General features: G+C 70.3%; 24 protein-coding genes. 9 read left to right on the top strand and 15 right to left on the bottom strand.

Annotated elements, in window-relative coordinates:
* Window positions 1-81 precede the first annotated feature (81 nt).
* The 6 genes from IEY36_RS16530 to IEY36_RS16505 form a co-directional block, all read right to left on the bottom strand.
* The gene (locus tag IEY36_RS16530) at window positions 82-1,602 is read right to left on the bottom strand and encodes a Ppx/GppA family phosphatase (protein WP_229681366.1); all 1,521 of its coding nucleotides are present in this window, start codon (window positions 1,600-1,602) and stop codon (window positions 82-84) included.
* Window positions 1,603-1,607: 5 nt separating this feature from the next.
* Window positions 1,608-3,773, bottom strand: a complete 2,166-nt coding sequence (locus IEY36_RS16525; protein ID WP_188968594.1) for an RNA degradosome polyphosphate kinase — start codon at window positions 3,771-3,773, stop codon at window positions 1,608-1,610.
* Between the two features lie 32 nt (window positions 3,774-3,805).
* Window positions 3,806-4,558, bottom strand: coding sequence for a P-loop NTPase family protein (locus IEY36_RS16520; protein ID WP_188968592.1), 753 nt, complete (start codon window positions 4,556-4,558; stop codon window positions 3,806-3,808).
* Complete coding sequence (locus tag IEY36_RS16515) at window positions 4,555-5,601, bottom strand: AI-2E family transporter (protein ID WP_188968589.1); 1,047 nt, start codon at window positions 5,599-5,601, stop codon at window positions 4,555-4,557. The genes IEY36_RS16520 and IEY36_RS16515 overlap by 4 nt, the downstream gene beginning before the upstream one ends.
* A gap of 116 nt (window positions 5,602-5,717) precedes the next feature.
* Entirely contained in the window at window positions 5,718-6,326 is a 609-nt protein-coding gene (locus tag IEY36_RS16510; RefSeq protein ID WP_188968586.1) for a CDP-alcohol phosphatidyltransferase family protein, read from the bottom strand.
* Window positions 6,310-7,029 (bottom strand): hypothetical protein, encoded by a 720-nt coding sequence (locus IEY36_RS16505; protein WP_188968584.1) that lies wholly within the window; start codon window positions 7,027-7,029, stop codon window positions 6,310-6,312. Before IEY36_RS16505 ends, IEY36_RS16510 begins: the two co-directional genes overlap by 17 nt.
* Window positions 7,030-7,166: 137 nt before the next feature.
* On the opposite strand from IEY36_RS16505, the gene purM reads away from it, so the two are divergent.
* From purM to IEY36_RS16490, 3 genes are read left to right on the top strand one after another with little or no spacing between them, the layout of a single operon-like run.
* Complete coding sequence (gene purM, locus IEY36_RS16500; protein ID WP_188969109.1) at window positions 7,167-8,243, top strand: phosphoribosylformylglycinamidine cyclo-ligase; 1,077 nt, start codon at window positions 7,167-7,169, stop codon at window positions 8,241-8,243.
* Complete coding sequence (gene purN, locus IEY36_RS16495; protein ID WP_188968582.1) at window positions 8,240-8,917, top strand: phosphoribosylglycinamide formyltransferase; 678 nt, start codon at window positions 8,240-8,242, stop codon at window positions 8,915-8,917. Before purM ends, purN begins: the two co-directional genes overlap by 4 nt.
* Window positions 8,918-8,943: 26 nt before the next feature.
* Window positions 8,944-9,102 carry an aa3-type cytochrome c oxidase subunit IV gene (locus IEY36_RS16490; protein ID WP_188968580.1) on the top strand — a complete coding sequence of 53 codons (159 nt, stop codon included), beginning with the start codon at window positions 8,944-8,946 and terminating at the stop codon, window positions 9,100-9,102.
* Window positions 9,103-9,265: 163 nt separating this feature from the next.
* Here IEY36_RS16490 and IEY36_RS16485 read toward each other — a convergent pair whose 3' ends face one another.
* The 3 genes from IEY36_RS16485 to IEY36_RS16475 form a co-directional block, all read right to left on the bottom strand.
* On the bottom strand, window positions 9,266-10,054 hold the full coding sequence (locus IEY36_RS16485; protein ID WP_188968579.1) for an EAL domain-containing protein: 789 nt from the start codon (window positions 10,052-10,054) through the stop codon (window positions 9,266-9,268).
* A gap of 202 nt (window positions 10,055-10,256) precedes the next feature.
* A complete protein-coding gene (ndk, locus tag IEY36_RS16480; RefSeq protein WP_188968577.1) occupies window positions 10,257-10,679 on the bottom strand; it encodes a nucleoside-diphosphate kinase in 423 nt (140 codons plus the stop codon).
* 79 nt (window positions 10,680-10,758) lie between these two features.
* A complete protein-coding gene (locus tag IEY36_RS16475; RefSeq protein WP_188968575.1) occupies window positions 10,759-11,661 on the bottom strand; it encodes a LysR family transcriptional regulator in 903 nt (300 codons plus the stop codon).
* A gap of 94 nt (window positions 11,662-11,755) precedes the next feature.
* On the opposite strand from IEY36_RS16475, the gene IEY36_RS16470 reads away from it, so the two are divergent.
* Genes IEY36_RS16470 through IEY36_RS16460 form a run of 3 tightly spaced genes read left to right on the top strand, consistent with a single transcriptional unit; the run spans window position 11,756 to window position 15,016 of the window.
* On the top strand, window positions 11,756-12,739 hold the full coding sequence (locus tag IEY36_RS16470; protein ID WP_188968573.1) for an NAD(P)H-binding protein: 984 nt from the start codon (window positions 11,756-11,758) through the stop codon (window positions 12,737-12,739).
* The gene (locus IEY36_RS16465) at window positions 12,736-13,110 is read left to right on the top strand and encodes a DUF6220 domain-containing protein (RefSeq protein ID WP_188968571.1); all 375 of its coding nucleotides are present in this window, start codon (window positions 12,736-12,738) and stop codon (window positions 13,108-13,110) included. The genes IEY36_RS16470 and IEY36_RS16465 overlap by 4 nt, the downstream gene beginning before the upstream one ends.
* A 37-nt stretch (window positions 13,111-13,147) precedes the next feature.
* A complete protein-coding gene (locus tag IEY36_RS16460; protein ID WP_188968569.1) occupies window positions 13,148-15,016 on the top strand; it encodes an ABC-F family ATP-binding cassette domain-containing protein in 1,869 nt (622 codons plus the stop codon).
* A gap of 176 nt (window positions 15,017-15,192) precedes the next feature.
* On the opposite strand, the gene IEY36_RS16455 is transcribed toward IEY36_RS16460, so the two are convergent.
* A complete protein-coding gene (locus IEY36_RS16455; RefSeq protein ID WP_188968567.1) occupies window positions 15,193-15,378 on the bottom strand; it encodes a hypothetical protein in 186 nt (61 codons plus the stop codon).
* A 218-nt stretch (window positions 15,379-15,596) separates the two neighbouring features.
* On the opposite strand from IEY36_RS16455, the gene IEY36_RS16450 reads away from it, so the two are divergent.
* Window positions 15,597-16,565, top strand: a complete 969-nt coding sequence (locus tag IEY36_RS16450) for a Bug family tripartite tricarboxylate transporter substrate binding protein (RefSeq protein WP_188968565.1) — start codon at window positions 15,597-15,599, stop codon at window positions 16,563-16,565.
* Between the two features lie 135 nt (window positions 16,566-16,700).
* Here the strand turns inward: IEY36_RS16450 and IEY36_RS16445 are convergent, their stop codons facing one another.
* The 4 genes from IEY36_RS16445 to IEY36_RS16430 all read right to left on the bottom strand — a co-directional run bounded on the left by IEY36_RS16445 (window position 16,701) and on the right by IEY36_RS16430 (window position 21,747).
* Window positions 16,701-17,870: a Hint domain-containing protein gene (locus IEY36_RS16445; protein ID WP_188968563.1), complete on the bottom strand. Its 1,170-nt coding sequence runs from the start codon at window positions 17,868-17,870 to the stop codon at window positions 16,701-16,703.
* A gap of 508 nt (window positions 17,871-18,378) precedes the next feature.
* Window positions 18,379-18,828 carry a DNA polymerase III subunit chi gene (locus IEY36_RS16440; protein WP_188968561.1) on the bottom strand — a complete coding sequence of 150 codons (450 nt, stop codon included), beginning with the start codon at window positions 18,826-18,828 and terminating at the stop codon, window positions 18,379-18,381.
* On the bottom strand, window positions 18,825-20,261 hold the full coding sequence (locus IEY36_RS16435) for a leucyl aminopeptidase family protein (protein WP_188968559.1): 1,437 nt from the start codon (window positions 20,259-20,261) through the stop codon (window positions 18,825-18,827). Before IEY36_RS16435 ends, IEY36_RS16440 begins: the two co-directional genes overlap by 4 nt.
* Before the next feature lie 10 nt (window positions 20,262-20,271).
* Window positions 20,272-21,747 carry a leucyl aminopeptidase gene (locus tag IEY36_RS16430; RefSeq protein ID WP_188968557.1) on the bottom strand — a complete coding sequence of 492 codons (1,476 nt, stop codon included), beginning with the start codon at window positions 21,745-21,747 and terminating at the stop codon, window positions 20,272-20,274.
* A 135-nt stretch (window positions 21,748-21,882) separates the two neighbouring features.
* Here IEY36_RS16430 and cysQ point away from each other — a divergent pair, with 135 nt between their 5' ends.
* The gene (gene cysQ, locus IEY36_RS16425) at window positions 21,883-22,653 is read left to right on the top strand and encodes a 3'(2'),5'-bisphosphate nucleotidase CysQ (protein WP_188968555.1); all 771 of its coding nucleotides are present in this window, start codon (window positions 21,883-21,885) and stop codon (window positions 22,651-22,653) included.
* Complete coding sequence (locus IEY36_RS16420) at window positions 22,650-23,621, top strand: L-threonylcarbamoyladenylate synthase (RefSeq protein ID WP_188968554.1); 972 nt, start codon at window positions 22,650-22,652, stop codon at window positions 23,619-23,621. Before cysQ ends, IEY36_RS16420 begins: the two co-directional genes overlap by 4 nt.
* Window positions 23,622-23,779: 158 nt before the next feature.
* Here IEY36_RS16420 and IEY36_RS16415 read toward each other — a convergent pair whose 3' ends face one another.
* Entirely contained in the window at window positions 23,780-24,616 is an 837-nt protein-coding gene (locus IEY36_RS16415) for an EthD domain-containing protein (RefSeq protein WP_268238141.1), read from the bottom strand.
* Window positions 24,617-24,833 lie beyond the last annotated feature (217 nt).

Raw genomic sequence — 24,833 nt, 5'->3', positions numbered from 1 at the left:
GCGGCCATGTTGGCCCGGCGATGACCATGCCCCGGGCAACCCGCGCCCATGACGCAGGCAACGCCCATCAGCCGATGGCGGTCACGCCGCCAGTTCGACCGTCGATTCCAGCCCCAGTACCGCCGCCAGCGCTTCCACGCGGCGCAGCACGCTCTCCCCGGCAAAAACGCCGCTGCCTTCGACCAGGCGCAGCACCAGCCGCCCGCCCTCGCGCTCAAGCCCGGTACCGGCCAGCAATTCCGGCGTGCCGCCCGACAGCGTGTAGGCCAACCGCAGTGCCGCGCCGAGAATTTCCGCGCGGCGCACGCCGGCCACGTCCAGTAGCACGCGCGCGGCCTGCAGATAGGCGGCCTCTGGCCCGGCCTCGTAGCGCAGCGCAACCGTCAGGGCGAGAAAGGCGCGCGCATGATGGTCGAGCCCGACGCCCGCCTGGCGCAGCACGCGGAAATAGGCGTGCTCGGCGCGGTAGTCGGGGTGGTCATGACTGCCGATGTCGCTGATCCAGCAGGCGGCGACGCGCAGCGCGGCCTCGGCATTGGATTCGCGTTCGAAGAGCCCGGCCGTCCATTGTGCGAGTGCCGGCGGCAGGCGCGGGTCGCGGCCGAAGCGGCCGGCGAGGTCCTGCGCCGCGGCGACCAGCGGGTCGCGCTGGCGTTCCTCGCTGCTGATCTGCCGCGCATACCAACCCTCGCGCAGCCCATTGGCGCTGAACACCACGCGCCGCGCGCCCGAGGCCCGCAACAGCCGCCGCATCACCATCGCCGCCCAGGGCAGGTCCTGCACGCGCTTGGTGGGCGCGCCGGCCATGCGTTCGAGCGTGCGGCGCGTCGCCGCCATCACCACGCCCGACAGGTCGCGCGCTTCCTCGCGCGACAGCACGTAGTGATGCACGATCGAAAGCGGATAGGCGGTCTGCGCAATATGCATGCGCGCCAGCGCGCGCCAGGCACCGCCGACGAGATACAGGTCGCGCCCGGTCGCCTCGCTCAGCCACGGGACGCGGTTGAATTCCTCGGTCGCCATGGCGCGGCCGCGCTGGATCTCGCCACTCGCGCGTTCCGACAGACGGATCGCCCCGAGCGGCAGGCTGACCGCGCGCCCCGCCCGCCCATGCGCGAGTTCCACCAATTCAAGCGACCCGCCCCCGATATCGCCCAGCAGCCCATCGGCATCAGGGAAGCCGAGCAACACGCCATCGGCCGAGAGTAGCGCCTCCTCCTGCCCGGTCAGCACGCGGATCGTCAGGTCGGGCAGCCGCTCGCGCAGCGCGGCGACGAAGGCCGGGCCATTCTCGGCATCGCGTACCGCGGCGGTGGCCAGCACCTCGACCGGGTCGGCGCCCATCGCGCGGGCCACGGTGTGGTAGCGCACCATCACCGTCAGCGCCTGGTCCACCGCCTCCTCGTTCAACCGGCCGGTCGTCACCAAGCCGCGGCCAAGACCGAGCACCGCCTTCTCGTTGAAGATGGTCAGCGGGTTGCGGCCGCGGCCCTCGAAGACCACCAGCCGCACCGAATTGGACCCCAGGTCGACGGTGGCCGAGCGCGGCAGTCGCCGTCCGTCCTCCATCCAGACGGGGCCTTCTCGCATCGCGCTGTCCATCAAGCTCAGTCCTGCATCACTCGGTCCTGTCGCGGGCGGCGCGGCGCGGCCTTCAGCGCGCTGCCTCGCCCCGACAGGGAGGGGTTGGTCATGAAGTACTCATGCGCCGAGACCGGCTTGTCGCCGGGCTTCAGGCGCGTCCATTGCCCATCGGGGCCGAGGTGCCAGGACTGCATCGTATCCTTCAGGTTCACCGCCATGATCTGGTCGAGCACCTGGGCGTGCACGGTCGGGTTCTCGACCGGCACCATGGTCTCGACGCGCCAGTCCATGTTGCGCGCCATCCAGTCGGCGCTGGAGATGAACACCTTAGCCCGGCGCGAAGGCAGCCGGTGCCCATTGCCGAACACGGCGATGCGTGAATGTTCGAGGAACCGGCCGACGATCGACTTCACGCGGATATTGTCGCTCATGCCCTTCACGCCGGGGCGCAGGCAGCAGATGCCGCGCACCACGGCGTCAACCTTCACCCCCGCGCGCGAGGCGGCATACAGCGCGTCGATCAGCGCCTCGTCGACCATCGAGTTCATCTTGAGCCAGATCGCCGCCGGCTTGCCTTCCTTGGCGAAGACGGTCTCCTGCTCGATCAGCGCGAGCAGCGAGGGGCGGATGGTCAGCGGCGCGAAGGCGAGCTTCTCCATGCTCTCCGGCCGCGCATAGCCGGTCATGAAGTTGAACAGCTTCGCCGCGTCGCGCGTCAGCGCCGGGTCGGCGGTGAAGTAGGACAGGTCGGTGTAGATGCGCGCGGTGACCGGGTGATAATTGCCCGTGCCGAAATGCGCGTAGGAGCGCAGCTGCGCCCCTTCCCGCCGCACCACCAGCGAGACCTTCGCGTGGGTCTTCAGCTCGACGAAGCCGAACACCACCTGCACGCCGGCGGCTTCGAGCTCGCGCGACAGGGCGATGTTGCGTTCCTCGTCGAAGCGCGCCTTCAGCTCGACGATGCCGGTGACGGATTTGCCGGCCTCGGCGGCCTCGATCAGCGCCTTGGCGATCGGGCTGTCGCGCGTGGTGCGGTACAGCGTCTGCTTGATGGCGACGACATTCGGGTCGCGCGCCGCCTGGCGCAGGAACTGCACCACCACATCGAAGGATTCGTAGGGGTGATGGACCAGGATGTCCTTCGCCTTGATCGCCGCGAAGCAGTCGCCGCCGAAATCGAGGATGCGTTCCGGGAAGCGCGGCGTGTACGGCGTGAACAGCAGGTCCGGCCGGTCATCGACAATCAGCTGCGTCAGGTCCGAGAGGCCGAGCAGCCCATCGACGGTGAACAGTTCCGAGCGCGGCGCCCCCAGCTCTTCGGCGACGAAATCGACCATGTCGGGCGGCGTCGCCGCGGTGACCGACAGGCGGATCGGTAGGCCACGGCGGCGGCGCTTCAGGGCGGTTTCATACGACCGCACCAGGTCCTCGGCCTCTTCCTCGAATTCCACATCGGTGTCGCGGATGACGCGGAACAGGCCGGTCTCGGCCGGGATGAAGCCGGGGAACAGCCGGTTGAGGAACAGGACGATCAGATCCTCCAGCTGGAGGAAACGGATGATCGCCTCGCCCTCGCGCGCCGGCAAGCGGATGAAGCGCGGCACCTGCGGCGGCAGCGGCAGCAGCGCGCGCATCGTGCCGCCATCCTCCTCGCGCACCAGCTTCAGCACCATGCATAGCGACAGGTTGGCGATGAAGGGAAACGGATGTGCCGGGTCCACCGCGAGCGGCGTGAGGATCGGGAAGACGCGATCCATGAACCAGCCATCGAGCCAGTCACGGTCCGCGGCGTCGAGTTCCGGCGTCTCGACCACCGCGAGACCGGCCTGCCGCAGCAGCACGCGCAAATCCTGCCAAGCCTTGTGCTGGCCTGCGATCAGCTGCTGCGCGCGTTCATGGATGGCAACGAGTTGCTGGCCCGGCGTCTTGCCATCCGGCGACACCTTGGCGATGCCGGCACGTTCCTGCCCGACCAGCCCGGCGACGCGGACCGAATAGAACTCGTCGAGGTTGGCTGAGGAGATGGCAATGAAGCGCAGCCGCTCGAGCAGCGGATGGCGCGGATTGGCAGCCTCCTCCAGCACACGCTGGTTGAAGGCGAGCCAGGAAAGTTCCCGGTTGGCGAAGCGCGCCGGGCTGGCAAGCAGCGCCTGCACCCGCTCATTGAGGGTCGGGGCGGCGTCGTTCATGGCATCCGGCCGGTTGCGGTCATCCGGATAGACTACAGCAGGGCCGGCGCGCACGGCGAGGGCGGGTTGTCGATCGTCTCGGAAGCATCATCATCCGCCCCCTCGCCAAAGCCCTCCCACCCTGCCAGGGCGGTCCGCGCCAGGGCGCGGCTGACCGGGGCACGCGCCGCCAACGCCGCGCGGTCGAGCCGCGCCGCGGCCTCGGCCAAGGCCGCCGCCTCCCGTGACAACCGGGCGAGCAGCCAAGCCTGCACCTCGGGTGCTACACGCAGTTGGCGGTCGGCGAAATGCTTGGCCAGCAGCGCGCCGAGCAGCGCATCGCCGGGCCGGCCGATGCCGATCGCGGTGGTCGCCTTCAGCCGGCTGGCGAGGTCGGGCAGCGCCACCTTCCAACGCGCCGGCGCCTCGCGCCCCATCAGCAGCAGGTGCTCGCCACGCTCGGCACACAGGTTGACCAGGTGCAACAGCGCCTTCTCCTCGGCCACCGCATCGGCGTCATCGAGCACGGTGCCGCCGGGGGCGGGTTCGGGCAGGCCGCGCAGCGTCGGGCCTTCGATCAGCCGCCAGCCCCGCTCGGCCGCCAGCGCGCGCGCCAGATGCGACTTGCCCACCCCGGCCGGGCCGAACACCGCGAGCCGCCCGCCCGGCCAGGAATCCGGCCGGTCGAGCCAAGCCAGCGCCTCGGCATTGGAGGCGTCCTCCAGGAAATCCGCCCGATCGGAGGAGACCGGCAGCGGCAGCGGCAGGGTGAATTGCCGCGCCGTGCCGCCGAGCGAGGCGGTCACGTCCCGGTCCGTGGCGGGTCGAGATAGAGCGGGCTTTCGAGATAGCGCCGCAGCCAGTAGCGCGCGACGACGCCGAGAGCCGCCGCCATCGGGACCGCCAGCAGCACGCCGAGGAAGCCGAAGGCCACGCCGCCGGCGAACAGCGCGAAGATCACCCACACCGCATGCAGTTCCACCCGGTCGCCGAGCAGATAAGGGTAGATGACGTAGCCCTCGACGGTCTGGCCGACTAGGAAGATGCCGACGATCACCAGCACCTCGTTCCAGGTGCCGAACTGGCCCATCGCCAGCAGCAAGGCCGCCGCGAAGCCGGTCAGCGAGCCAACATAGGGAATGAAGGTCAGCACGCCCGCCATCAGCCCGACGGTCAGGCCGAGTTCCAGCCCGGCGAGTTGCAGCGCCACCGCATAGAAAACGCCGAGCGCCGCGCAGCACAGCAGTTGCCCGCGCAGCCAGGCTGCCAGGACGCGGTCGGTGTCGCGCGCCAATTGGCGCAGCACCGCCGCGCTGCGCCGCGGCAGCCAGGATTCGATGCGCGCGAGCATCGCCGCCCAGTCGCGCAACAGATAGAAGGCGACCACCGGCACCACGATCACCAGCGTGAAGACCTGGAACAGGGCGAAGCCGCCGCCAATCAGCCGGGTCGTCGCTGTGCCCAACCAGGCCAGCATGCTTCCCGCCTGGTTGATGGCGAGGTCGCGCAGCCGCCGGTCCACCATCTCGGGGCCGAGCGCCTCCTCCAGCCGCTGCAGCCCGTCCTGCAGCAGCGACCCGACGCCGGCGATATAGGCCGGCAGCCGCTGCACCAGCACGCCAATCTGGGCGAGGATCAGCGGGTAGAACAGCAGCGCCGCGATCAGTGTCAGCGCCATCAGCAGAAAGATCAGCAGGAAGGCGGCCAGCGGGCGGCGGATGCCCAGCCGCGTCAGCCGCGTCGCCAGCGGGTCGAGGAAATAGGCGACCACTGCGGCCAGCACGAAGGGCGTCAGGATGCCCTGGAAAAGCCACAGGCAGAACAGCAGCGCGCCGGTGAAGCCGAGCACGAGCGCGGTGCGCTGCGCACGCGTCGCGGTGCGCGGGACGGCGGGTGCGGGGAAGCGCGCCGGCGGTCCGGGCCGGACGGCCGGCTCGGCGCGGGCGGGTGGGCGCGTCGATTCGCTCAGGGTGCTCGCTCCCCGGTCAGCCGCGCGGCCTGCAGCACATAGGCGACGCCCGAGGCGAAGGTGGTGAAGGCCACCAGCCAGATCATCGTTTCAAGCACCATCGGTGCCGACAGGTCGAACCCCTTCAGCATCAGCACCAGCGCGGCGAGGGTGATCTGCGCCGCCGTATTCGCCTTGGAAATGAGCAGCGGGCGGATCCGCGTCGGCACGCCCAGCACCCACAACAGCAGCAGGCCGCCGACGATCAGCACGTCGCGGAACACCACCATGATGGCAAGCCAGTCCGGCAACACGCCGATCGCCGCCAGCGTCACATAGACCGAGACCAGCAGCGCCTTGTCCGCCACCGGGTCGAGCAGCGCGCCGAGGGTCGAGCGTGCATTGCGGATGCGCGCCAGCCAGCCATCGACCGCGTCCGACAGGCCGGCGCCGACAAACACCAGGAACGCCTGGTCGAGCCGGTGCTGCAGCATCAGCCACACCGCCGCCGGCACGGCGCACAGCCGGGCGAAGGTGATGAGGTTGGGCAGCGTGAAGAGCCCGGCCTCGACATCGACCGAGGCCGGCGCGGGCGGCCGGCGAACCTTGTCAGGAGCGCCCGGCAAGGCCCACGCGCCAAGCGTCGCCCGGCGCCCCGGAACCCGGGGTCATGGTGATCCCCTGCACGGCCAGTTCCTGCGCCGCCACGCCCGGCGGCGAGCGCAGCCCGACGCGCAGCCTGGCGCGGTCGGTCGAGATGGCGACGATGTCGAGCCGCGCCGCCGCCCCGGTCAGCCGTCGGCGCAGTTCCAGCCATTCATTCAGCGACCCGTAGAGAGCGACCATCTCGACCGTCGAAGCCGCCGGCAACGGGCCCTGCGGCCGGCCTGCGGCGCCCTCGCCGGACGTCGAGCCGCCGCCCGAACCGCCGCCTTCGGCAACACCGCTGCCGCCGGTGTAGGAGCGGGCGCGGGACGGGTTGAAATTCACCGTGATGCGGCCGGTGTAGCGGGTCGGGCTGGTACGCTCCTCCTCGATGATGATGGAACTCACCATCGATTCGATCTGCGCATCGGACAGCGAACGGGTGACGCCGGCGGCCGAGGCGATTCGCTCCCAGGCTGCGCGGCGGCCATTGGCCAGGGCGCGTTCGCGCGCCACCACGCCGTTCTCAGCGGTCGCTTCGGCGGGCACGCCGCGCTGGGTGAAACTGATCGCGGCCGGGGCCGCCGGGGCGGCGGGCGCGGCCGAGAGCGCCGGCTCCTCCTGCGCCCGCGGTGCGGCCAAGGGGGCCGCCACCAGCAGGGCAGTTGCGATCAGCGTCGCCACATGGTTCTTTCCGCGCGCCTGCGCGGAGCAGGACCTATTCGGCATCGCTCACCACCCCCTGGTCGGCCGGGTCGGCCGACGTTAGCACCGCGCCGCGCGGCACTTCCGTGCCAGCCAATACCCGATCGGAGGCCGCCCTGACCAGTTCCCCGTCTTCCCCCCTCACCTATCGCGCGGCCGGCGTGGACATCGAGGCCGGCGATGCGCTGGTCGATGCCATCAAGCCGCTGGCGAAAGCCACCGACCGGCCGGGCACAATGGGGGGCCTGGGCGGCTTCGGCGCGCTGTTCGACCTGAAGGCGGCCGGCTTCACCGACCCGGTGCTGGTCAGCAGCACCGATGGCGTCGGCACCAAGCTGCGCGTGGCGATCGACGCCGGGCTGCATGCGACGGTCGGCATCGACCTCGTGGCGATGTGCGTCAACGACCTGGTGGTGCAGGGCGCCGAGCCGTTGTTCTTCCTCGATTATTTCGCCACCGGGAAGCTGGAGGTGGCCGCCGCGAAGCAGGTCGTCGCCGGCATCGCCGAGGGCTGCCGCCAGGCCGGCTGCGCCCTGGTGGGCGGCGAGACCGCCGAAATGCCCGGCATGTATGCCAAGGGCGACTACGACCTCGCCGGCTTCTCGGTGGGCGCGGCCGAACGCGGCGCCCTGCTCCCGAGCGGCGATGTCGGTCCCGGCGACGTGGTGCTCGGGCTGATGGCCTCGGGCGTGCATTCCAACGGGTTCTCGCTGGTGCGGCGCGTCCTGGAACGCAGCAATGCCGGCATGGGCGCCCCCGCCCCCTTCGCCGCCGGGAAAACCCTCGGCGAGGCGCTGCTGGAGCCGACGCGCATCTACGTGAAGTCGGTTCTCGCGCTGCATCGCGCCGGGCTGGTCAAGGCCGCCGCTCACATCACCGGCGGCGGACTGCCCGGCAACCTGCCGCGTGTGCTGCCCGAGGGCACACTGGCCGTGCTCGACGCCACCGCCTGGACGCCGCCGCCGGTTTTCGCCTGGCTCGCCCGGGTGGGCGAGGTCGCGCCGGAGGAGATGCTGCGCGTGTTCAACTGCGGCATCGGCATGGCCGTGGTGGTCACTCCCGGCGAGGTCGAGGCCGCCACCGCGCTGCTCGCCGACCACGGCGAGACAGTCTGCCGCATCGGCCGTATCGAGGCCGCAAACGGCCCCGCCGCGGTGCGCATCGACGGCCTTTCCGCCGGCTGGCCGGGATGAGTCGACGCCGCGTCGCGGCCCTGATCTCGGGCCGCGGGTCGAACATGGCCGCCCTGCTCGCGGCGGCCGAACATCCCGACTACCCGGCCGAGATCGCGCTGGTGCTGTCCAACCGCGCCGATGCCGCCGGCCTCGCCCATGCGAGCGCGCGCGGCATCCCGACCGCCGTGGTGGAAAGCCGCGGCTTCCGAGGTGACCGCGCCGGCTTCGAGGTCGCGATGGAAGCCGAGTTCGCCCGCCGCGGCATCGAGATCATCGCCCTGGCCGGCTTCATGCGCGTGTTGACGGAGGCCTTCGTCGCGCGCTGGGAGGGACGGATGATCAATATCCACCCCTCGCTGCTACCGAGCTTCCCGGGCCTCGAGACCCATGCCCGCGCGCTGGCGGCCGGGGTGCGGTTGCATGGCTGCACCGTGCATCTGGTCACCGCCGGGGTGGATGAGGGGCCGATCCTCGCCCAGGCCGCCGTGCCGGTGCTGCAGGACGATACCGAATCCGCCCTCGCCGCCCGGGTGCTGGCCGAGGAACACCGGCTCTACCCGGCCGCGCTGGCGTGGCTGGCGGCGGGGCTGGTGCGGGTCGAGGCCGGCCGGGCCCTGGTATCGGGCGTGGGGATGGCGGCGGGTTGCCTCGCGAACCCCTTGTGTTCGGCGCCCGCGCTTTCTAAAGGCTGATGGCACAAGAGCGTTGAGGGCGTGACGTGGCCGAACACAAGATCACCTACGAATTCGTCGAAGTGAAGGCCGGCGATATCCTCGCTGAGCGCCAGTCCGAATGGCACGGCTTCACGAGCTTCGTGACCTGGTCGACCGGCGCGATCGCCGTCATCCTGCTGCTGCTGCTGATCTTCCTGGGCTGACGCCGGCGCGCGGATGCGCCGCGAGGGGCATTCTCCTGGCCAGGCCGGCGATCCGTCCGTCAGAGCGTGATTGGTTCACATTCGTTCACCCACCACGCTCTAACCTATTGTTTGATCGCGCGATTCAGACCTCCGGTGCATTCGCACCTGCGGCCATCGCGCTCTAGGTCGGCCCGATACCGGGGCGGCCGAGCAGCCACCCTTGCAGCGCGTCGCAGCCGGCGACGCGCAATTCCCGCATCTGTTCCGGCGTCTCCACCGCTTCGGCCACCGCGGTGGCGCCAAGCGCGTGGATCATGTCGACCACCGCCGTGACCGCGGCGCGCGGACGGTTGGCGCCAGCGCCGGGCAGGTCGACGCCCGCGGTCAGCATCGGGTCGATCTTCACGGTGCCGAACGGGATGTCCCGCAGCACCCGCGCCGAGCCCAGCTCGCCGCCGAAATCATCCAGCGCCACCGTGATGCCAAGCTGCCGCAGCGCGGCGCACAGGTCGCGTGCGGCGGCGAGGTGGCTGGCCACCGCCTTCTCCGGCAATTCGATGGACAGGCCGCGCGGGTCGACTCCCGTCGTCTCCAGCGCCGCGCGGATCATCGGCGCGGCATGGCCCCGGCTGATCCCGGCCGCCGAGACATTCACCGCGAGATAGGGCCCGCCGGCCTTCCAGCCCGCCCGCAGGCGAAAGGCCGCGACCAGGATCCAGGCCTCGAGCGCGACATCGCGGCCGACCGCCGTCGCCGCGCCCAGGATTTCCGCCGCGCCAAGCGGGCCGCGTTCGGGGTGTTCCCAACGCAGCAGGGCCTCATAGCCGATCGGGGCCAGGGTCCCGGCCGAGCAGATCGGCTGCAGGTCGAGCCGCAACCCGTCGCCACCGGCGGCCAGCGTGTCGGCCAGCTCGGTGCCGAGGCCAACCGGCGGCAGGTCGTCTGCCGCCCGTGCCGTGGTGCCGTCCATGCGCGTGGGAGCTCCCTATTCCGCCCCATATCAAGCACGATGGCGATTAACGTCCCATGAGCCTGATCACGCAGCACCCAAAAACAGCAACGGCACCGGCCCGCCCACCCATCAGGGCGCTTGGACCAGTGCCGTTCGCGGCATCATCACGCGGTCCGGTGCCGGTCGTCGCGACCGGCCTCGCAACCCGTGCGGTGCGATCTCAGCCGACGATTTCGGTGCCGGCGAAGAAATAGGCGATCTCGACCGCGGCGTTCTCGGCGCTGTCGGAGCCATGCACGGAATTCGCCTCGATGCTCTCGGCGAACATCTTGCGGATGGTGCCTTCCTCGGCATTGGCCGGGTTGGTCGCACCCATCAGCTCGCGGTTCTTGGCCACGGCGTTCTCGCCTTCCAGCACCTGGACCACCACCGGGCCGGACACCATGAAGTCCACCAGGTCGCTGTAGAACGGGCGGGCGGCATGGACTTCGTAGAACTTCTTGGCATGGGCGCGGGACATCCACACGCGCTTCTGCGCGACGATGCGCAGGCCGGCCTTCTCGAACACGGCGTTGATGGCGCCCGTCAGGTTGCGGCGGGTCGCGTCCGGCTTGATGATGGAAAAGGTCTGTTCGATGGCCATGGTGACTGTCCTCGGGTTCTAAGCAGGTCGCCGGGCGCATAGACGCGGCGCGCCTCCTCCGCAAGCCCGGCTGCCCGGTTCAGCCCCCGCTTTCGCGACCATAGGCCACGAGTCCGGCCACCAGCGTGTCGAACACCGCTCGGCAGCGCGGGCTACCGGCCATGCTTTCATGCATCACGACCCAGCTCGGCAGCGGGATATCGAAGTCATTCGCCAGGACCCGCCGCAGCACCGGGTCGCGCCGCGCGATGCCGGCCTGGCACACGCCAATGCCGAAGCCAGCCCGGATCGCGGCCAACTGCGCGAGGTCGCTGTCGGCACGCAGGGCGAAATTCGCACGGTCGAGGCCTGCGACACGCCGGCGCATGGCGTTGATCACCGCCGTCTCGCGGTCAAAGCCGATCAGCGTGTGATGCGCCAGATCCTCCCGCCGCTCGGGAATTCCATGACGGTCGAGATATTCCTGCCGCGCATGCAGGCCGAGCCTGATATCGCCGACGCGCTGCGCCAGGAGCGCCTCCTGCCGCGGTTCGACCATGCGTACGGCAATGTCGGCCTCCCGCCGCAGCAGGTCCTCGACCGCGTTGGACAGCGCGAGTTCCAGCACCAGGGCAGGATATTGCCGGCGCAGCGCGGCGAGGATCGGCGGCAGCACCTCGACGCCGATCACCTCGCTGGCGGTGATGCGCACGGTGCCCTCCACCACGCCGCGCCGGCCGGACGCCGTACGCACCAACGCGGCGGCGTGGGCCGCGATCGCCTCGGCATGCGGGCGCAACGCGGTCGCCGCCTCGGTGGGCAGCAGGCCATGGACGGACCGAATGAACAGCGCCTCCCCAAAGGCTTGCTCCAGCGCATCGATCTGACGGCCGATGGTCGGCTGGGCGAGGTTCAGCGCCCGCGCCGCACCGGACAGTGAACCTTCCTGCAACACGGCAAGAAAGCTGCGGTACAAATCCCAGCCGGGCGTGGTTTTATCCATGCAAATATGTATATCATCAACACGAACTTCGCCAATTCTGTTATAGGTACTGAGCCGTCATTCTTCCGCGCATCGCAGTCAGGGGATGCGCGAGATGACAACCGGAAAGACAGCGTTGGTGCTCGGCGCCACAGGTGGGATTGGCGGGGCGGTGGCCCGCCGCCTGGCGGCGCGCGGCTGGCAGGTCAAGGCGCTGCATCGCCGCGCCGCGTCGCAATCGAGCCAGGGCGGCATCGTCTGGATCCAGGGCGACGCGCTGCGCCCCGAGGATGTAGCCGCCGCCGCGCAGGGCGTCCGACTGATCGTCCATGCCGTGAACCCGCCCGGCTACCGCCACTGGGACACGCTGGTGCCACACATGCTGGAAGCGAGCATCGCCGCCGCCACCGCCGAGCGCGCCCGCATCCTGTTGCCCGGCACGATCTACAATTACGGCCCGGATGCCTGGCCGCGGCCCCTCACCGAGGCGTCACCGCAGAACCCCACCACCCGCAAGGGCGCGATCCGCGTGGCGATGGAACGTCGCCTGGCGGCATCGGGCCTGGACGTGCTGGTGGTGCGCGCCGGCGATTATTTCGGCCCGGATGCGGGCAATAGCTGGTTCTCCCAGGCGTTGGTGAAGCCGGGCGTGCCGGTCGCGCGCATCACCAATCCCGGCCGGACAGGGGTCGGCCATCAATGGGCCTATCTGCCCGACGTGGCGGAGACCATGGTCCGGCTGCTGGAACATCCCGCCCTGCCGCACGGCTTCGCCACCTTCCACATGGACGGCCAATGGGATGCCGACGGCATGGCCATGATCGGCGCCATCCGCCGCGTGCTCGGCCGGCCGGAACTGAAGGTCGGCCGCCTGCCCTGGTGGCTGTTCCGGCTGATTGTCCCGGTCAACGCCTTCGCACGGGAGGTGACGGAAATCGCGCCGCTGTGGCGAAGGCCAATCCGGCTCGACAATGCGCGCCTGGTCGCCCTGCTGGGCGCGGAACCCCGCACGCCGCTCGACGAGGCGGTGGCGGCGGCCCTGCGCGGCCTCGGATGCCTGCCTGGGCCGACCGGCGCGACGCGGGAGGCCCTGTCATGACCCCGCCGACCATCCGCATCCTGGCCGCCTCGCTGCTGGGGCTCATTGCGCTGCAATTCACCCTGGCCGGTCTTGGTGTCTTTGCCACGGGTTCGGCGTGGGAGGCACATCGCGCGGTCGGCACCGCCTTTGCCCTGCCGCTGGCGGCCCTGGCCTGGTTCATCGGGCGGGACGCGCGGCTGCGGACCCTGCGGCGACATGTCGCGACCGTCGTTGGGCTCTATGCCATGCAGTTCGGCTGGCTGGCCTTGGGTCGCCTGACCGGCCTGCCGGAAATCCAGGCGCTGCACGCGGTGAACGGCATGGCGCTGGCCGGCTTCACGGATGCGCTGTTCCGCGCGGCGCGGCGCAGCCCCGCCACCATCGCCTGATGCGCTGCGGCGAGGCCTGTTCTACAACCCCGCCGCCATGACCGTCCTCACCATCCGCGACCTGACCATCCGCATCGCCGGCCGGAACCTGCTGGACGGGGCGAACCTGCAGATCGATGACGGCCGCAAGGTCGGGCTGGTCGGGCGCAACGGTGCCGGCAAATCCACCCTGCTGCGTGCGATCACCCATGAATTGCAGCCCGATGGCGGGGAGATCCGCCTCGCCGCCCGCGCCCGCATGGCCCATGTCGCGCAGGAGGCGCCGGGCGGGGATGAACCCCTGCTCGATATCGTGCTCGCCGCCGATACCGAACGCGCCGGCCTGCTCGCTGAGGCCGACAGCCACCCCGACCCGACGCGGCTGGCCGAAATCCACGACCGGTTGATCGGCATCCGCGCCGACAGTGCGCCGGCCCGTGCCGGGGCGATCCTGTCCGGCCTGGGCTTCGACGCGGCGGCGCAGGCGCGGCCCTCGCGGGAATTCTCCGGCGGCTGGCGGATGCGCGTCGCCCTCGCCCGCGCGCTGTTCCTCGAACCGGAATTGCTGCTGCTCGACGAACCGACCAACCATCTCGACCTCGAAGCGACGATGTGGCTGGAAGGATGGCTGTCGCGCTTCCCGGGCGCCGCCATCGTGGTCAGCCATGACCGCGGGCTGCTGGAACGCTGCGTCGATTCCATCGCGCATCTCGATCGCGCGCAGATCACGCTATACCAGGGCAACTTCGCCAATTTCGTGCGCATCCGCGCCGAACGCATGGCGCAGCAGGCGGCGCAGAATGTCCGCATCGCCGCCGAACGCGCCCATATCCAGTCCTTCGTCGACCGCTTCCGCGCCAAGGCGACCAAGGCGCGCCAGGCACAATCCCGTCTCAAGGCGCTCGAACGCCTGCCGCCGATCGAAGCCGTGGTCGAGGACCACCCGGTCCGCTTCGCCTTTCCTGCGCCGGAGGAACTCGCCCCGCCCATCCTCTCCCTGACCGGTTGCTCGGTCGGCTATGGCGGCCCGCCGATCCTCAAGGGAATGAACCTGCGGCTCGACCCGGATGACCGCATCGCGCTGCTTGGCGCCAACGGCAACGGCAAGTCCACGCTGGCCAAGCTGCTCGCCGGCCGGCTGCAACCCGAAGGCGGCGCCTATTTCCGCAACAAGGCGCTGCGCGTCGGCTATTTCGCTCAGCACCAGGCAGAGGAACTCGACCTCGCCGGCACGCCGCTCACCCATATGCAGGCCGCACTGCCCAAAGCGACCGAAACGCAGTGCCGCGCGCAACTCGCCCGCTTCGGCCTTGATGCCGATCGCGCCGACAACCGCATCACTGCGCTGTCAGGCGGTGAGAAGGCGCGACTGCTGCTGGCGCTGACCACGCGCGACGCGCCGCAATTGCTGATCCTCGACGAGCCGACCAACCACCTCGACATCGATGCGCGCGAGGCGCTGGTGAAGGCGCTGGCAGACTACCCCGGCGCCGTGGTGTTGATTACCCACGACCCGCATCTGGTGGAGCTTGCTGCCGACCGGTTGTGGCTCGTTGCCGATGGCGCGGTCACACCCTTCGACGGCGACCTCGACGACTACCGCGCGCTGCTTGCCGAACGCGCCCGCGGTGGGGCGAGCAAAGGCGAAGCCGGCGGTGCCCGTGCCGGCGCCCGCCGCGAACGCGCCGGCACCCGCGTTGCCACCGCCCCGCTGCGCGCCCGGCTGAAGGAAGTCGAGGCCGCGCTGGAGCGTCTCGCGCGCGAGGACGCGCTGATCGAAAAGCGCCTGTCCGACCCGACCACCTATGCACGCTTCAAACCCGAGGACATTACCTGGGCAAACACCCGCCGCGCCGCCATCGCCAAGGACGTGGCGGCGCTGGAGGAGGAATGGCTGGACCTGTCGGCGCAGCTCGAAGCCGCTTAGAGCAGATCGCGTCTGATTCTACCCAATCAGACGCGTGACGATGCTCGTTCAAGCAAGAGCTTAGAGAGCCGTTTGCGTCAGCACGGTCCGACGCAAACCGCTCCAGCGGTAGCCTCGGCCCGAAGAGTTCGGCCAAGGCTGCGGCCGGATGGCAGGATACGCCATCCGGCGCATTCTCACACGGCCACTCGGTCCGGACGGCGCTCCTTCTGGGCGCTGGCACGGACCTGCTCTTCTTCAAGCGTCCGGCGCATGAAGGTGGGCCACAGCGCACGATTGGTGGACGGCTCTGGCGCTGCTTCGCGCCTTGTTGCGATCCGGGCGGCCTGATCGGCCGGCCGAGGCGGTTCGATGCGATCCATCAAGCCCTCCTCTCGTCTATGGATCGAAGCTTAGGACCTCACGCGCGAGATACACAATGAAAGGTTGTGTGAAACACGCCCCCCCACACGTGATGGCGGCGCCGCAATCGCCACCGGGCAAGCGAGGCATGCATCCATGCCGGCTGGACCGCCGCCGTGTGATGCGCCAAGGGGGGATCAAAGCCCGGCGCGCCTGCGCCATCCCGGAGGAAGCCTTCATGATTCGTCGCCGCGCACTGCTCGCCGCCGCCCCCACCATCGCCCTGCCTGCCGTCGCGCGCGCCCAGGCATGGCCGTCGCGGCCGGTGAAGATCGTGGTGGGCTACCCGCCGGGTGGTTCGACCGACGTGCTGGCCCGCGGCCTCGCCGCCGCGATGCAGGAGGCGATCCCGGGCAGCACCATGGTGGTGGACAACCGCCCCGGCGGTGCCGCGGTGATCGGCACCCAGGCGGTCGCCCAGGCGGCGCCGGATGGCTACACCCTGTCGCTCGGCAATAACCAGACCCATGCGGCCAATGCCGCCATGCTGTCTGCCCTGCCCTATGATCCGGTCGCCGATTTCGCGCCGATCGCGCGCCTCGCCGCCGTGCACCACGCGGTGGTGGTGCCGGCCAATGGCGCGCGGACGCTCGCCGAATTGGCGGCCAAGGGGAAGAATGGCGGGCGGGTGACCTATGCCTCCTCGGGGGCCGGTTCGGCGAGCCATGTGATCGCCGAGACCTTCGTCCGGCGCGAGGGCATGAACGCGACCCACATCCCCTATCGCGGCGGCGCGCAGGCGACGACGGATACCGTCGGTGGCACCGTGGATTTCTTCGTCTCGACCTGGCCGCAGGTGGTGGCGCTGGTGCGCGACGGGCGGCTGCGCGCGCTCGGCATCGGGGCCCCGGCGCGGCTGCCCGAAACGCCCGACGTGCCGACCTTCGCCGAACTCGGCGCGCAGGATCTCGCCGTCGATGCCTGGTTCGGCCTGTGGGCCCCGGCGCGCACGCCGGCGGAGATCGTCACCCGGCTGTCGGACACGCTGGTCGCCATCCTGGCGCAGCCGGCCATGGTGGAGCGGCTGCAGGGCCAGGGCTTCGTCGCCGCTCCGATGCCGGCCGGGGCCTTCGCGGCCTTCCAGCGGGAGGAAGTTGCCCGCTGGCGGCATCTGGTGGACCTGACCGGGATCCGCCTGGACGGCTGAACATGCCGCCGCTCATCCGCGACGGCCGAACCGCCTGATAAGAAAGCGGCGCACGGCCCGCGCCGCACGCCGCAATCGGCTGGGCTGGGCAACGCCGGCGGGGCGCACGAGCCGCCCCCTGCCGGCGCCGCTCGATCAGACCGCCTTACGCCGCCCCTCGGGCGCCGCGACGACGCTGCGCACCACCGCCGCCTGCCGCGCCACGGCCAGGCGCGCCTTGACGAGCGCCGGGCCTTCCGTGGTGCGCGGCATGCCGCCGTCGCGCTTCGGCGAGAAGTCGGCATGCAACATCTGCAGCAGACCCGCATTGTCGAAGGCCGAACGGTTGCCGAGGTCGATGTAGGATTCAGATGGCGCGCCCTCGGCGAACACGATGTCATGCACGTCGAGCTCGATATGGAAGTAGGTGATGCGGCCTCGGGCCGGCAGTTGGAAGATCACCTCGTCATCCACCAGCAGCATCGCCGGCACCAGTTCGCCCTCGACCAGCAGCGCGTGGTCCGGCGAGACGCGCAGCGGGCGATGCGGCATGCCCTCGCCAAGCGCCCCCGGCATGATCAGGATCGGCGCAACATCCTCGGCCCGCGGATGCGTCTCGAGGTCCACCTCACGCCGTCCAACCCAGAGCACGGGCTTGAGTGGCGCGCCGTGGCCGGAAGCCGTCACCACCAGATCGCCGACGCGGAGCGATTCGATCGCGCGCTCGCCGTCGGACGTCATGATGCGGGTGCCCTCGGCAAAGCAATTCGCCTCGATTGTCGCGTTGTTGAAGATGATCTGGCCGTGGAAGTGATTGAGCTCGACCGTGTAGCCATCACCCTTGATGATGGAATTGTAGGTATTTCCATTGGAATCGACGGAATCGGCCCCGCCGATGATCGTATCCCAGTAGTCGCGCAAGGCCGCGTCGATGCGAATGACGTTGGTGCCGCCGCCAGTGCCGTCGATATAGGTCACGCCGCTGTTGCTGACGCCGAAGACGCTGTCATTGCCCGCGCCCAGCGAGATGTAGGCATTGCCGGTGCCCGGGTCGAAGATGTCGTTGCCGTCACCGCCGATCAGCGTGTCATCGTTCGAGCCGCCCGAAAGCACGTCGTTGCCGTCGCCACCGACCAGCACATCGTCGCCGGTACCGCCCAGCAGCGTGTCATTGCCAGCGCCGCCATCGAGGTAGTCGTCATTCGACCCGCCACTGATCGAGTCGTCGCCGCCAACGCCGTAGACCGTGTTGTCACCCCAGTTCGCGACGCCATGGCCCGGCCAGACATCATTGCCGCTGGTGAGGGTATCAGTGGTCTCCGACATCGAACTACCTTTCCTGACAGGAGACGGCGCCCTTTTTGGAGCGTCGCATTTTGGAGATAAAGAGATTTATTTAGACGATTTTTACCTTGAGGTCGTATAAAGCCCATTATTATGCCGTTAACACAATCACTTTCGCGCGATTGTCGTATTTTTTCGCCTATCTTCCTAATTTGATTTAATTTTTCGATTAGCGTGATATTTTGCGCTTCAGATCAACCGTGGGGTGATCGGCGCTCCCGCACCAACGCAGCCAGGCCCACGCTTGCTGCATGCCGTGCCCGGCGCGTCTCCAAGCCCGGCATCGGTGCGGGTGCCCAGCCATTGCAGAATTTCGTCGCGCGCCGCCGCGTGCCGGCCGGCTCTTGAGCCGCCAGCCGCAAACCCCCGGTGCACCTGGTTTCCCCGGGTTGCCGGCAAGCCCCTCAGCGTCCGTTCCAGCATCACCCCGCGGCGCATCCCGCCAAGCGGCTCCGCCCCGGTGCGCATCGCCATCATGGACGGCGCGATGTCAGCCGCGCTTCTGCCACCCCGACTCACCCTGCATCCAATATGTCAGGGTATGCCCGGCCGCCTTCGCCGCCGACCAGCGCCGCCGGGCCGCCGCGACGACCGCCTCATCCGCCCCGTCAAACAGGTCGAGCACCCGGTCATAATCCGCCAGCCGCCCACTCTCGGCGCCATCGACCAGGAACAGGAAGCGCGCCCCATTGCGCGGCAGCGTATCGAGCGTGCCGATCAGCACCGGCTGCAGCGCGTCGTTCTCGCCGCCCGCCATGCCGTGCGGCAGCCAGTCCGGATCCGGCGCCAGCCAAAGCGCGGCGTCGAGCGCCTTGGCGCGCTCGGCCTCGCCGCACAGCACATGGGCGCGCCCGCCACTTTCCAGCACCCGCCCGAGCAGGCGCGGCAGCGCCTGGTCCAGCCTGGTCCGTGTCAGATGGTAGAAGCCGATCTCCGTCACGCTTCCGCCTCGAAGCGCATCGCCACCAGCCGGTCGAGCAACCGCGCCCCGAAGCCCGTCGGCCCCGCCGGGCCCAGCGCATGCGCCGCCTCGGCAGTCTCCACCCCGGCGATGTCGAGATGCGCCCAGGGCCGCTCGCCGGCGAATTCGCGCAGGAAGGCCGCCGCGTGGCAGGCATCGGGCAGCAGACGCCCGCCAAAGGCGCCACTGCCCGAGGGCGCGCATTGCCTGATATCGGCGATGTCCGAGGCGAGGTCCTCGCGATGCCGCGCCCCGATCGGCATCGGCCAGAGCGGTTCGCCGACCGCCTCCCCCGCCGCCGCCGCGACGGCCATCAGCGCCGCATCGTTGCCGAAAATCCCGGCGCGATGATGTCCGAGCGCGGTGATGATCGACCCGGTCAGCGTCGCGAGGTCGATCATCGCGCGCGGATGGAAGGCGGCGATGGCGTGGTGGATCGCGTCCGCCAGCACCAGCCGGCCTTCGGCATCGGTGTCGATCACCTCGACGGTGCGGCGCGAGGCGGTGCGGATGACGTCGCCGGGACGGTAGGAGGCGCCGCCAGTGGCGTTCTCGGCGATCGCCAGCACCGCGACGGCCGGCGCGGGTGACCGCCGCCTTGCCAGCGCCAGCATCGCCCCGGCACAGGCCGCGGCGCCGGCCATGTCGGCGCGCATCGCCTCCATCCCCTCCGCCGACTTGATGGAGATGCCGCCGGTATCGAAGACGATGCCCTTGCCGATGAAAGCGACCGGCGGGACCGGCAGCACGCCGGGCCAGCGCAGCACCACCAGGCGCGGCGGCGAGGCACTACCGCCGCCGACCGTCAGCAGCGCCCCGAAGCCATGCCGTTCGAGCCATTTGCGGCCATGCACGGTGACCTCGATGCCCTCCGCCTCCAGCGCCTCCAGCCGTTCGGCGAAGGCGCGCGTGGTCAGCCGGTTGGCCGGTTCCACCGTCAGGTTCCGGGCGAAGAGGCAGCCGGCGATGCCGGGCTTCAGCGCGGCAAAAGCCTTCTCGGCGGCACCGGGGTGCCCGGTCTGGACGACCAGGCGCTTCAGCCGCGCCGGCACGTCGCGCGTGCGCAGCGCATCAAAGCGCCAGGCGCCGAGCGCGATGCCCGCGGCGACCGAGGCCGCGAGGCCCGGCTCCATCGCTCCGGCCGCCAGGGCGAGTTCCGTGATCGGGCCGGCGGCGAGCACGGCGGAGGCCCCCGCCGTCTCTGCCGCGAGCGGTGTCGGTGCCGTGCCGAGGCCCGTCACCAGCCGCCGCGGCGCGCCCGGCAGGTCCAGCACGGCGCCGACAGCAGCCGTGAAGCGCGCTGCCGCAATCGCCGCGCCGAGGCCGGGCGGTGGCTCGGCGGCGGCGACCAGCGGCACCACGCAGGGGCGGTCAGCGCCTGACGGGGCGCGGCGGAACTCGACCGCGATCATGGCCGGGCGCTCAGCCCTCGTAATGCTCCGCGACCAAGCGGTCGAGCAGCCGCACGCCATAGGCGGTCGCCCCCTTCGGCGCGGTCGGCAGGTCCTTGCTGCTCCAGGCAGTGCCGGCGATGTCCAGATGCGCCCAGGGCTTGCCCTGCACGAAGCGCTGGATGAACTGCGCCGCGGTGATCGACCCGCCGGGCCGGCCGCCGACATTCTTCATGTCGGCGATGTCGGACTTGATCTGCTTGTCATAGGCATCGCCGAGCGGCATGCGCCAGGCGGCTTCGCCCACCGTGCGCCCGGCGGCCTCGATGCGCTGAGCGAGCGTGTCGTCATTGCTGAACAGCCCCGCATGTTCGTGGCCGAGCGCGATGATGATCGCCCCGGTCAGCGTGGCGAGGTCCACCATGAAGCGCGGGTCGAATTTCTCGATGCAGTAGTGGATGACGTCGGCGAGGACGAGGCGGCCTTCGGCGTCGGTGTTGATGACTTCCACCGTCTGGCCCGAGGCGGTGGTCACCACATCGCCTGGCCGCTGCGCATTGCCGGAGGGCATGTTCTCGACCAACCCGACGATGCCGACCACGTCCGCCTTCGCCTTGCGCCCCGCCAACGCCGCCATCAGGCCGATCACCGTGCCGGCGCCGGCCATGTCCCACTTCATGTCCTCCATGCCGCCGGCCGGCTTGATGGAGATGCCGCCGGTGTCGAAGGTGACGCCCTTGCCGATGAAGGCGACGGGCTTGGCCGCCTTCTTGCCCTTGGGCGCCCCCATCCACTTCATCACCACCATGCGCGGTTCCTGGACGCTGCCCTGCGCCACGCCGAGCAGGGCGCCGAAGCCGAGCTTCTTCATCTCCTTCGGGCCGAGGATCTCGACCTCGACGCCGAGCTTGGTTAGCGCCTTGCAGCGTTCGGCGCATTCCACCGGGGTGAGCACGTTGGGCGGCTCGGAGACCAGGTCGCGGGTGAGGAAGACGCCGTCGGTGATCGCCTGCATCGGGGCATAGGCGGCCTTCGTCCTGGCGGGGTCGGCGACGGCGACGGCGATGCGCTCGACCTTCGGCTTGTCTTCCTCCTTCTCCTTCGTGCGGTAGCGGTCGAAGCGGTAGGATTTCAGCGCGATGCCCATGGCGAGCGACGCGGCAAGCGCGGGGGCCAAGTCATCGGCGGCGACCACCGCCTCGCGCTCCTGCGCGACGGCGCCGGCGATCGACCCGCCCGCCGCCTCGGCCCCCGTCGCCGCGAGGTCGGCGGCCTTGCCGAGGCCGATGGCGACGACCTTGGTCAGCCCCGCGCCCGGGGCCCAGAGCGTCGTGTTCTGGCCCTTGCGGCCCTTGAACTTCGCCGCCTCCAGCGCGCGGGCGATGGCCCCGCCGGTCGCTTCATCGGCCTTCTGCGCCAGGCCGGCGAGCGGTGCATCCTCGGCCAGCGGCAGGATCAGCGCGCCGGCGCGCGGCAAGGCGGGCTTCACGAAGGCGATGTCGGGCATGGTGACTCCGTGGGTGTGGCGATTGAGGCGGGCACATTACGCAGCGTGGCGCCGCGCGGCCAGGGCCGGGGCCGGGGCCGGGGCTCGCCACCTCCGGGCTTGCCCCTGGGCCGCCGCGGCGCCAAACGAGGGGCGATGAATGATGACGCGCTGCTTTCCCTTGCCGCCCGCCTGGCCGACCAGGCCGCCGCCGCGATCAACGCGGTGCGCGCCACCGGCTTCGCGGTGGACCGCAAATCCGACCATTCCCCGGTGACCGAGGCCGATCACATCGCCGAGGCGCTGATCGTCGAGGGGTTGCGCGCCGCCGCCCCCCACATCCCCGTCATCGCCGAGGAGGAGATTGAGGCCGGCACCGCGCCGATCGATCCCGGTCATCGCTTCTGGCTGGTGGACCCGCTGGACGGCACGCGGGAATTCGCTGCCGGGCGGGACAATTTCGCGGTGAATGTCGGGCTGGTCGAGGATGGGCGGGCGGTACTCGGCGCCGTCGCCATCCCGGCGACGGGGGAATTGTTCTGGGGGCGCGTCGGCGGCGGGGCGTGGAAGCGCGACGCCGCCGGGACGCGGGCGATCTCGGTGCGGTCGCCCCCGGCCGAAGGGATCACGGTGATGGGCAGCCACCATTACCAGGACGACCCGCGCATGGGGCGCTTCCTGGAAGGGCGGCACGTCGCACGCATCGTCAATATCGGCTCGGCGGAGAAATTCTGCCGCGTCGCCGAGGGCAGCGCCGACCTCTACCCCCGCTTCGGGCGGACGATGGAATGGGATACCGCCGCGCCGCATGCAGTGCTGGAGGCGGCAGGCGGAACGCTGCGGCTGCTCGATGGCGGCGGGCCGTTGCTATACCGCAAGGCAGGTTGGGCCAATCCTTCCTTCGTCTGCGAGGGGCGGGTGGCGTGACGGAGCGGCTAGGCCCGGAGGAGGTCGAGCGCGCGGCGGCGCTGTTGCGCGCGGGGGAGCTCGTCGCCTTCCCAACCGAGACGGTCTATGGCCTCGGCGCCGATGCGCGGAATGCGCGCGCCGTCGCCGCGGTGTTCGAGGCGAAAGGCCGGCCTCATTTCAATCCGCTGATCTGCCATTTCCCCGACGCCGAGGCGGCCTTCGCCGAGGTACTGCCCGATGACCGTGCCCGCGCGCTGGCGAAGGCCTTCTGGCCCGGGCCGCTGACGCTGGTGCTGCCGCGGCGGCCCGACTGCCGGATCGACCTGCTGGCCGGGGCGGGGCTCGACACGCTGGCGGTGCGGGTGCCGGGGCATCCGCTGGCGCTGGCGTTGCTGCGCGCGGCGGCGGTGCCGGTGGCGGGGCCCTCGGCCAATCGGTCGGGCCAGGTCAGCCCGACTACGGCCGGGCATGTGCTGGACGGGCTCGGCGGGCGGATTGCGGCGGTGCTCGATGGCGGAGCCTGTGCTGTGGGGGTGGAGAGCACGGTGCTCGACCTCGCGGCCGGCGGGGCGGCGCTGCTGCGCCATGGCGGGGTGCCGGTGGAGGCGATCGAGGCGGTGATCGGTCCGGTTGCCCGGCCAATCCCGCTGGCGGCGGCGGAAGCGTCGCGCAGCCTGCGCTCGCCGGGGATGATGCTGTCGCATTACGCGCCCGCGCTGCCGGTGCGGCTGGGCGCGCGCGAGGTCGCGGCGGATGAGGCGCTGCTCGCCTTCGGGCCGCCGATCCCGGGGGCCGGGGCGGTGTGGCAGATGTCCGAGGCCGGCGAGCCGCGCGAGGCGGCGACGCGGCTGTTCGCCGGGCTGCGCTGGCTGGATGCGGAAGGGGCGCGGCTTGGGCTGCGGGGGATCGCGGTTATGCCGGTGCCGATGGATGGGCTGGGGGCGGCAATCAATGATCGGCTGGCGCGGGCGGCCGCACCGCGGTGACGCCGTGACGCCGTGACGCCGTGACGCCGTGACGCCGTGACGCCGTGACGCCGTGACGCCGTGACGCCGTGACGCCAGGATAAAAGCGAAATATGTCGTCGGCTATGGAATATTTCCTGTGTTTTGTTCCTTCGCCGCCACTTTAAAACTCTAGGATTTTAGGATTTTATCGCGGCGGCCGGCGGGATCATCACCGCCTCGCGGAGCAGCACGGTTTTCACCTGGCCAAGGAAGGTGGCGCCGTCGGCGAACCAGTGCTGCGCCTCGGGCGAGACCACCATGGCGCGGCGCGCCTGCATGTCGTCGCACCAGCTTTCGGCGATGCCATCGAGCGGCAGGGCCATGCGCAGCGGCGGGATGTCGTCGCGCGGCTGTTCAGCGAGGATGCCGGAGAGCACGAAGCCGCGCAGCAACGGCACGCTCGCCGCCATGCCGCCATGAACGACGCGCCAAGCGTACTGGAATTGCTCGGGCGTCGCGCCGTCGCGGCGGCGGATGGCGGTGAAGGATTTGACCGCCGGGCGCGGGCCGGCGGGCAGCGGGACCTGCCAGGCTTCCTCGGTGGCGAACCCGCGCTGGGCGCCGATGAATCGGGCTGCCTCGGCGCGCCAGCGAGCGCCGGCCGGCGAGGCCATGGCGGCGGCGCAGGCGGCCTGGTCGTCGAACCAGAGTTGTTCGATGCCGTCGAAGGGCGCGACGTCGAGCTGGGCGACGTCGCTGCGCGAATGGGTCTCGATCGGGATGTTGAGGATGTGGCCGCGCAGGCCGGGCAGGTCGCACGCCATCGGGGCGTGGACGTCCTGCCAGTGGGTGAGGAAGGCCTCGGCCGTCATGCCGGGGCGACGGGCGAGGAAGCTGACGAGCTTGATGATGGCGTCCTCCTGCGGCGGTGTATCCCGCCTGCTGTGGAGGGTAGTGTAGAGGCGACGGCGCCGGGGTGCATACCCGGGGCGGGGCGAAGGTTGGTGGGGCGTCGCCCCTCCAAGCCACCCCACCACGGGCCGGGCCCTTTGGAATGCCGTCGAGGGCGCTTGGCGCCGCTGGCGGGCTGGAAGCCGAATGTTCGACGATGGCGGCGTTGGACCGTTCCCACTGGCGTGGCGCCAAGTATTGGTGTCCAGAGGCCCTTAGGCCTTTGGTGGGGAGAGGTTCGGAGAGGGGCAGAGCCCCTCTCTGAGTGGCGGGCGCAGGACTACGCCAAGCGTTTATTCC

The organism is Neoroseomonas lacus (assembly GCF_014644535.1).
GTDB classification, from domain to species: domain Bacteria; phylum Pseudomonadota; class Alphaproteobacteria; order Acetobacterales; family Acetobacteraceae; genus Neoroseomonas; species Neoroseomonas lacus.
This window is presented reverse-complemented; position numbering and strand designations above follow the sequence as displayed.

What these genes read in the sequence shown, in the direction of transcription:
- IEY36_RS16530 (WP_229681366.1), bottom strand. Translation starts at nt 1,602, where the DNA reads ATGGACAGCGCGATGCGAGAAGGCCCCGTCTGGATGGAGGACGGACGG.
- IEY36_RS16525 (WP_188968594.1), bottom strand. Translation starts at nt 3,773, where the DNA reads ATGAACGACGCCGCCCCGACCCTCAATGAGCGGGTGCAGGCGCTGCTT.
- purN (WP_188968582.1), top strand. Translation starts at nt 8,240, where the DNA reads ATGAGTCGACGCCGCGTCGCGGCCCTGATCTCGGGCCGCGGGTCGAAC.
- IEY36_RS16485 (WP_188968579.1), bottom strand. Translation starts at nt 10,054, where the DNA reads ATGGACGGCACCACGGCACGGGCGGCAGACGACCTGCCGCCGGTTGGC.
- ndk (WP_188968577.1), bottom strand. Translation starts at nt 10,679, where the DNA reads ATGGCCATCGAACAGACCTTTTCCATCATCAAGCCGGACGCGACCCGC.
- IEY36_RS16475 (WP_188968575.1), bottom strand. Translation starts at nt 11,661, where the DNA reads ATGGATAAAACCACGCCCGGCTGGGATTTGTACCGCAGCTTTCTTGCC.
- IEY36_RS16470 (WP_188968573.1), top strand. Translation starts at nt 11,756, where the DNA reads ATGACAACCGGAAAGACAGCGTTGGTGCTCGGCGCCACAGGTGGGATT.
- IEY36_RS16465 (WP_188968571.1), top strand. Translation starts at nt 12,736, where the DNA reads ATGACCCCGCCGACCATCCGCATCCTGGCCGCCTCGCTGCTGGGGCTC.
- IEY36_RS16460 (WP_188968569.1), top strand. Translation starts at nt 13,148, where the DNA reads ATGACCGTCCTCACCATCCGCGACCTGACCATCCGCATCGCCGGCCGG.
- IEY36_RS16455 (WP_188968567.1), bottom strand. Translation starts at nt 15,378, where the DNA reads ATGGATCGCATCGAACCGCCTCGGCCGGCCGATCAGGCCGCCCGGATC.
- IEY36_RS16450 (WP_188968565.1), top strand. Translation starts at nt 15,597, where the DNA reads ATGATTCGTCGCCGCGCACTGCTCGCCGCCGCCCCCACCATCGCCCTG.
- IEY36_RS16445 (WP_188968563.1), bottom strand. Translation starts at nt 17,870, where the DNA reads ATGTCGGAGACCACTGATACCCTCACCAGCGGCAATGATGTCTGGCCG.
- IEY36_RS16435 (WP_188968559.1), bottom strand. Translation starts at nt 20,261, where the DNA reads ATGATCGCGGTCGAGTTCCGCCGCGCCCCGTCAGGCGCTGACCGCCCC.
- IEY36_RS16430 (WP_188968557.1), bottom strand. Translation starts at nt 21,747, where the DNA reads ATGCCCGACATCGCCTTCGTGAAGCCCGCCTTGCCGCGCGCCGGCGCG.
- cysQ (WP_188968555.1), top strand. Translation starts at nt 21,883, where the DNA reads ATGAATGATGACGCGCTGCTTTCCCTTGCCGCCCGCCTGGCCGACCAG.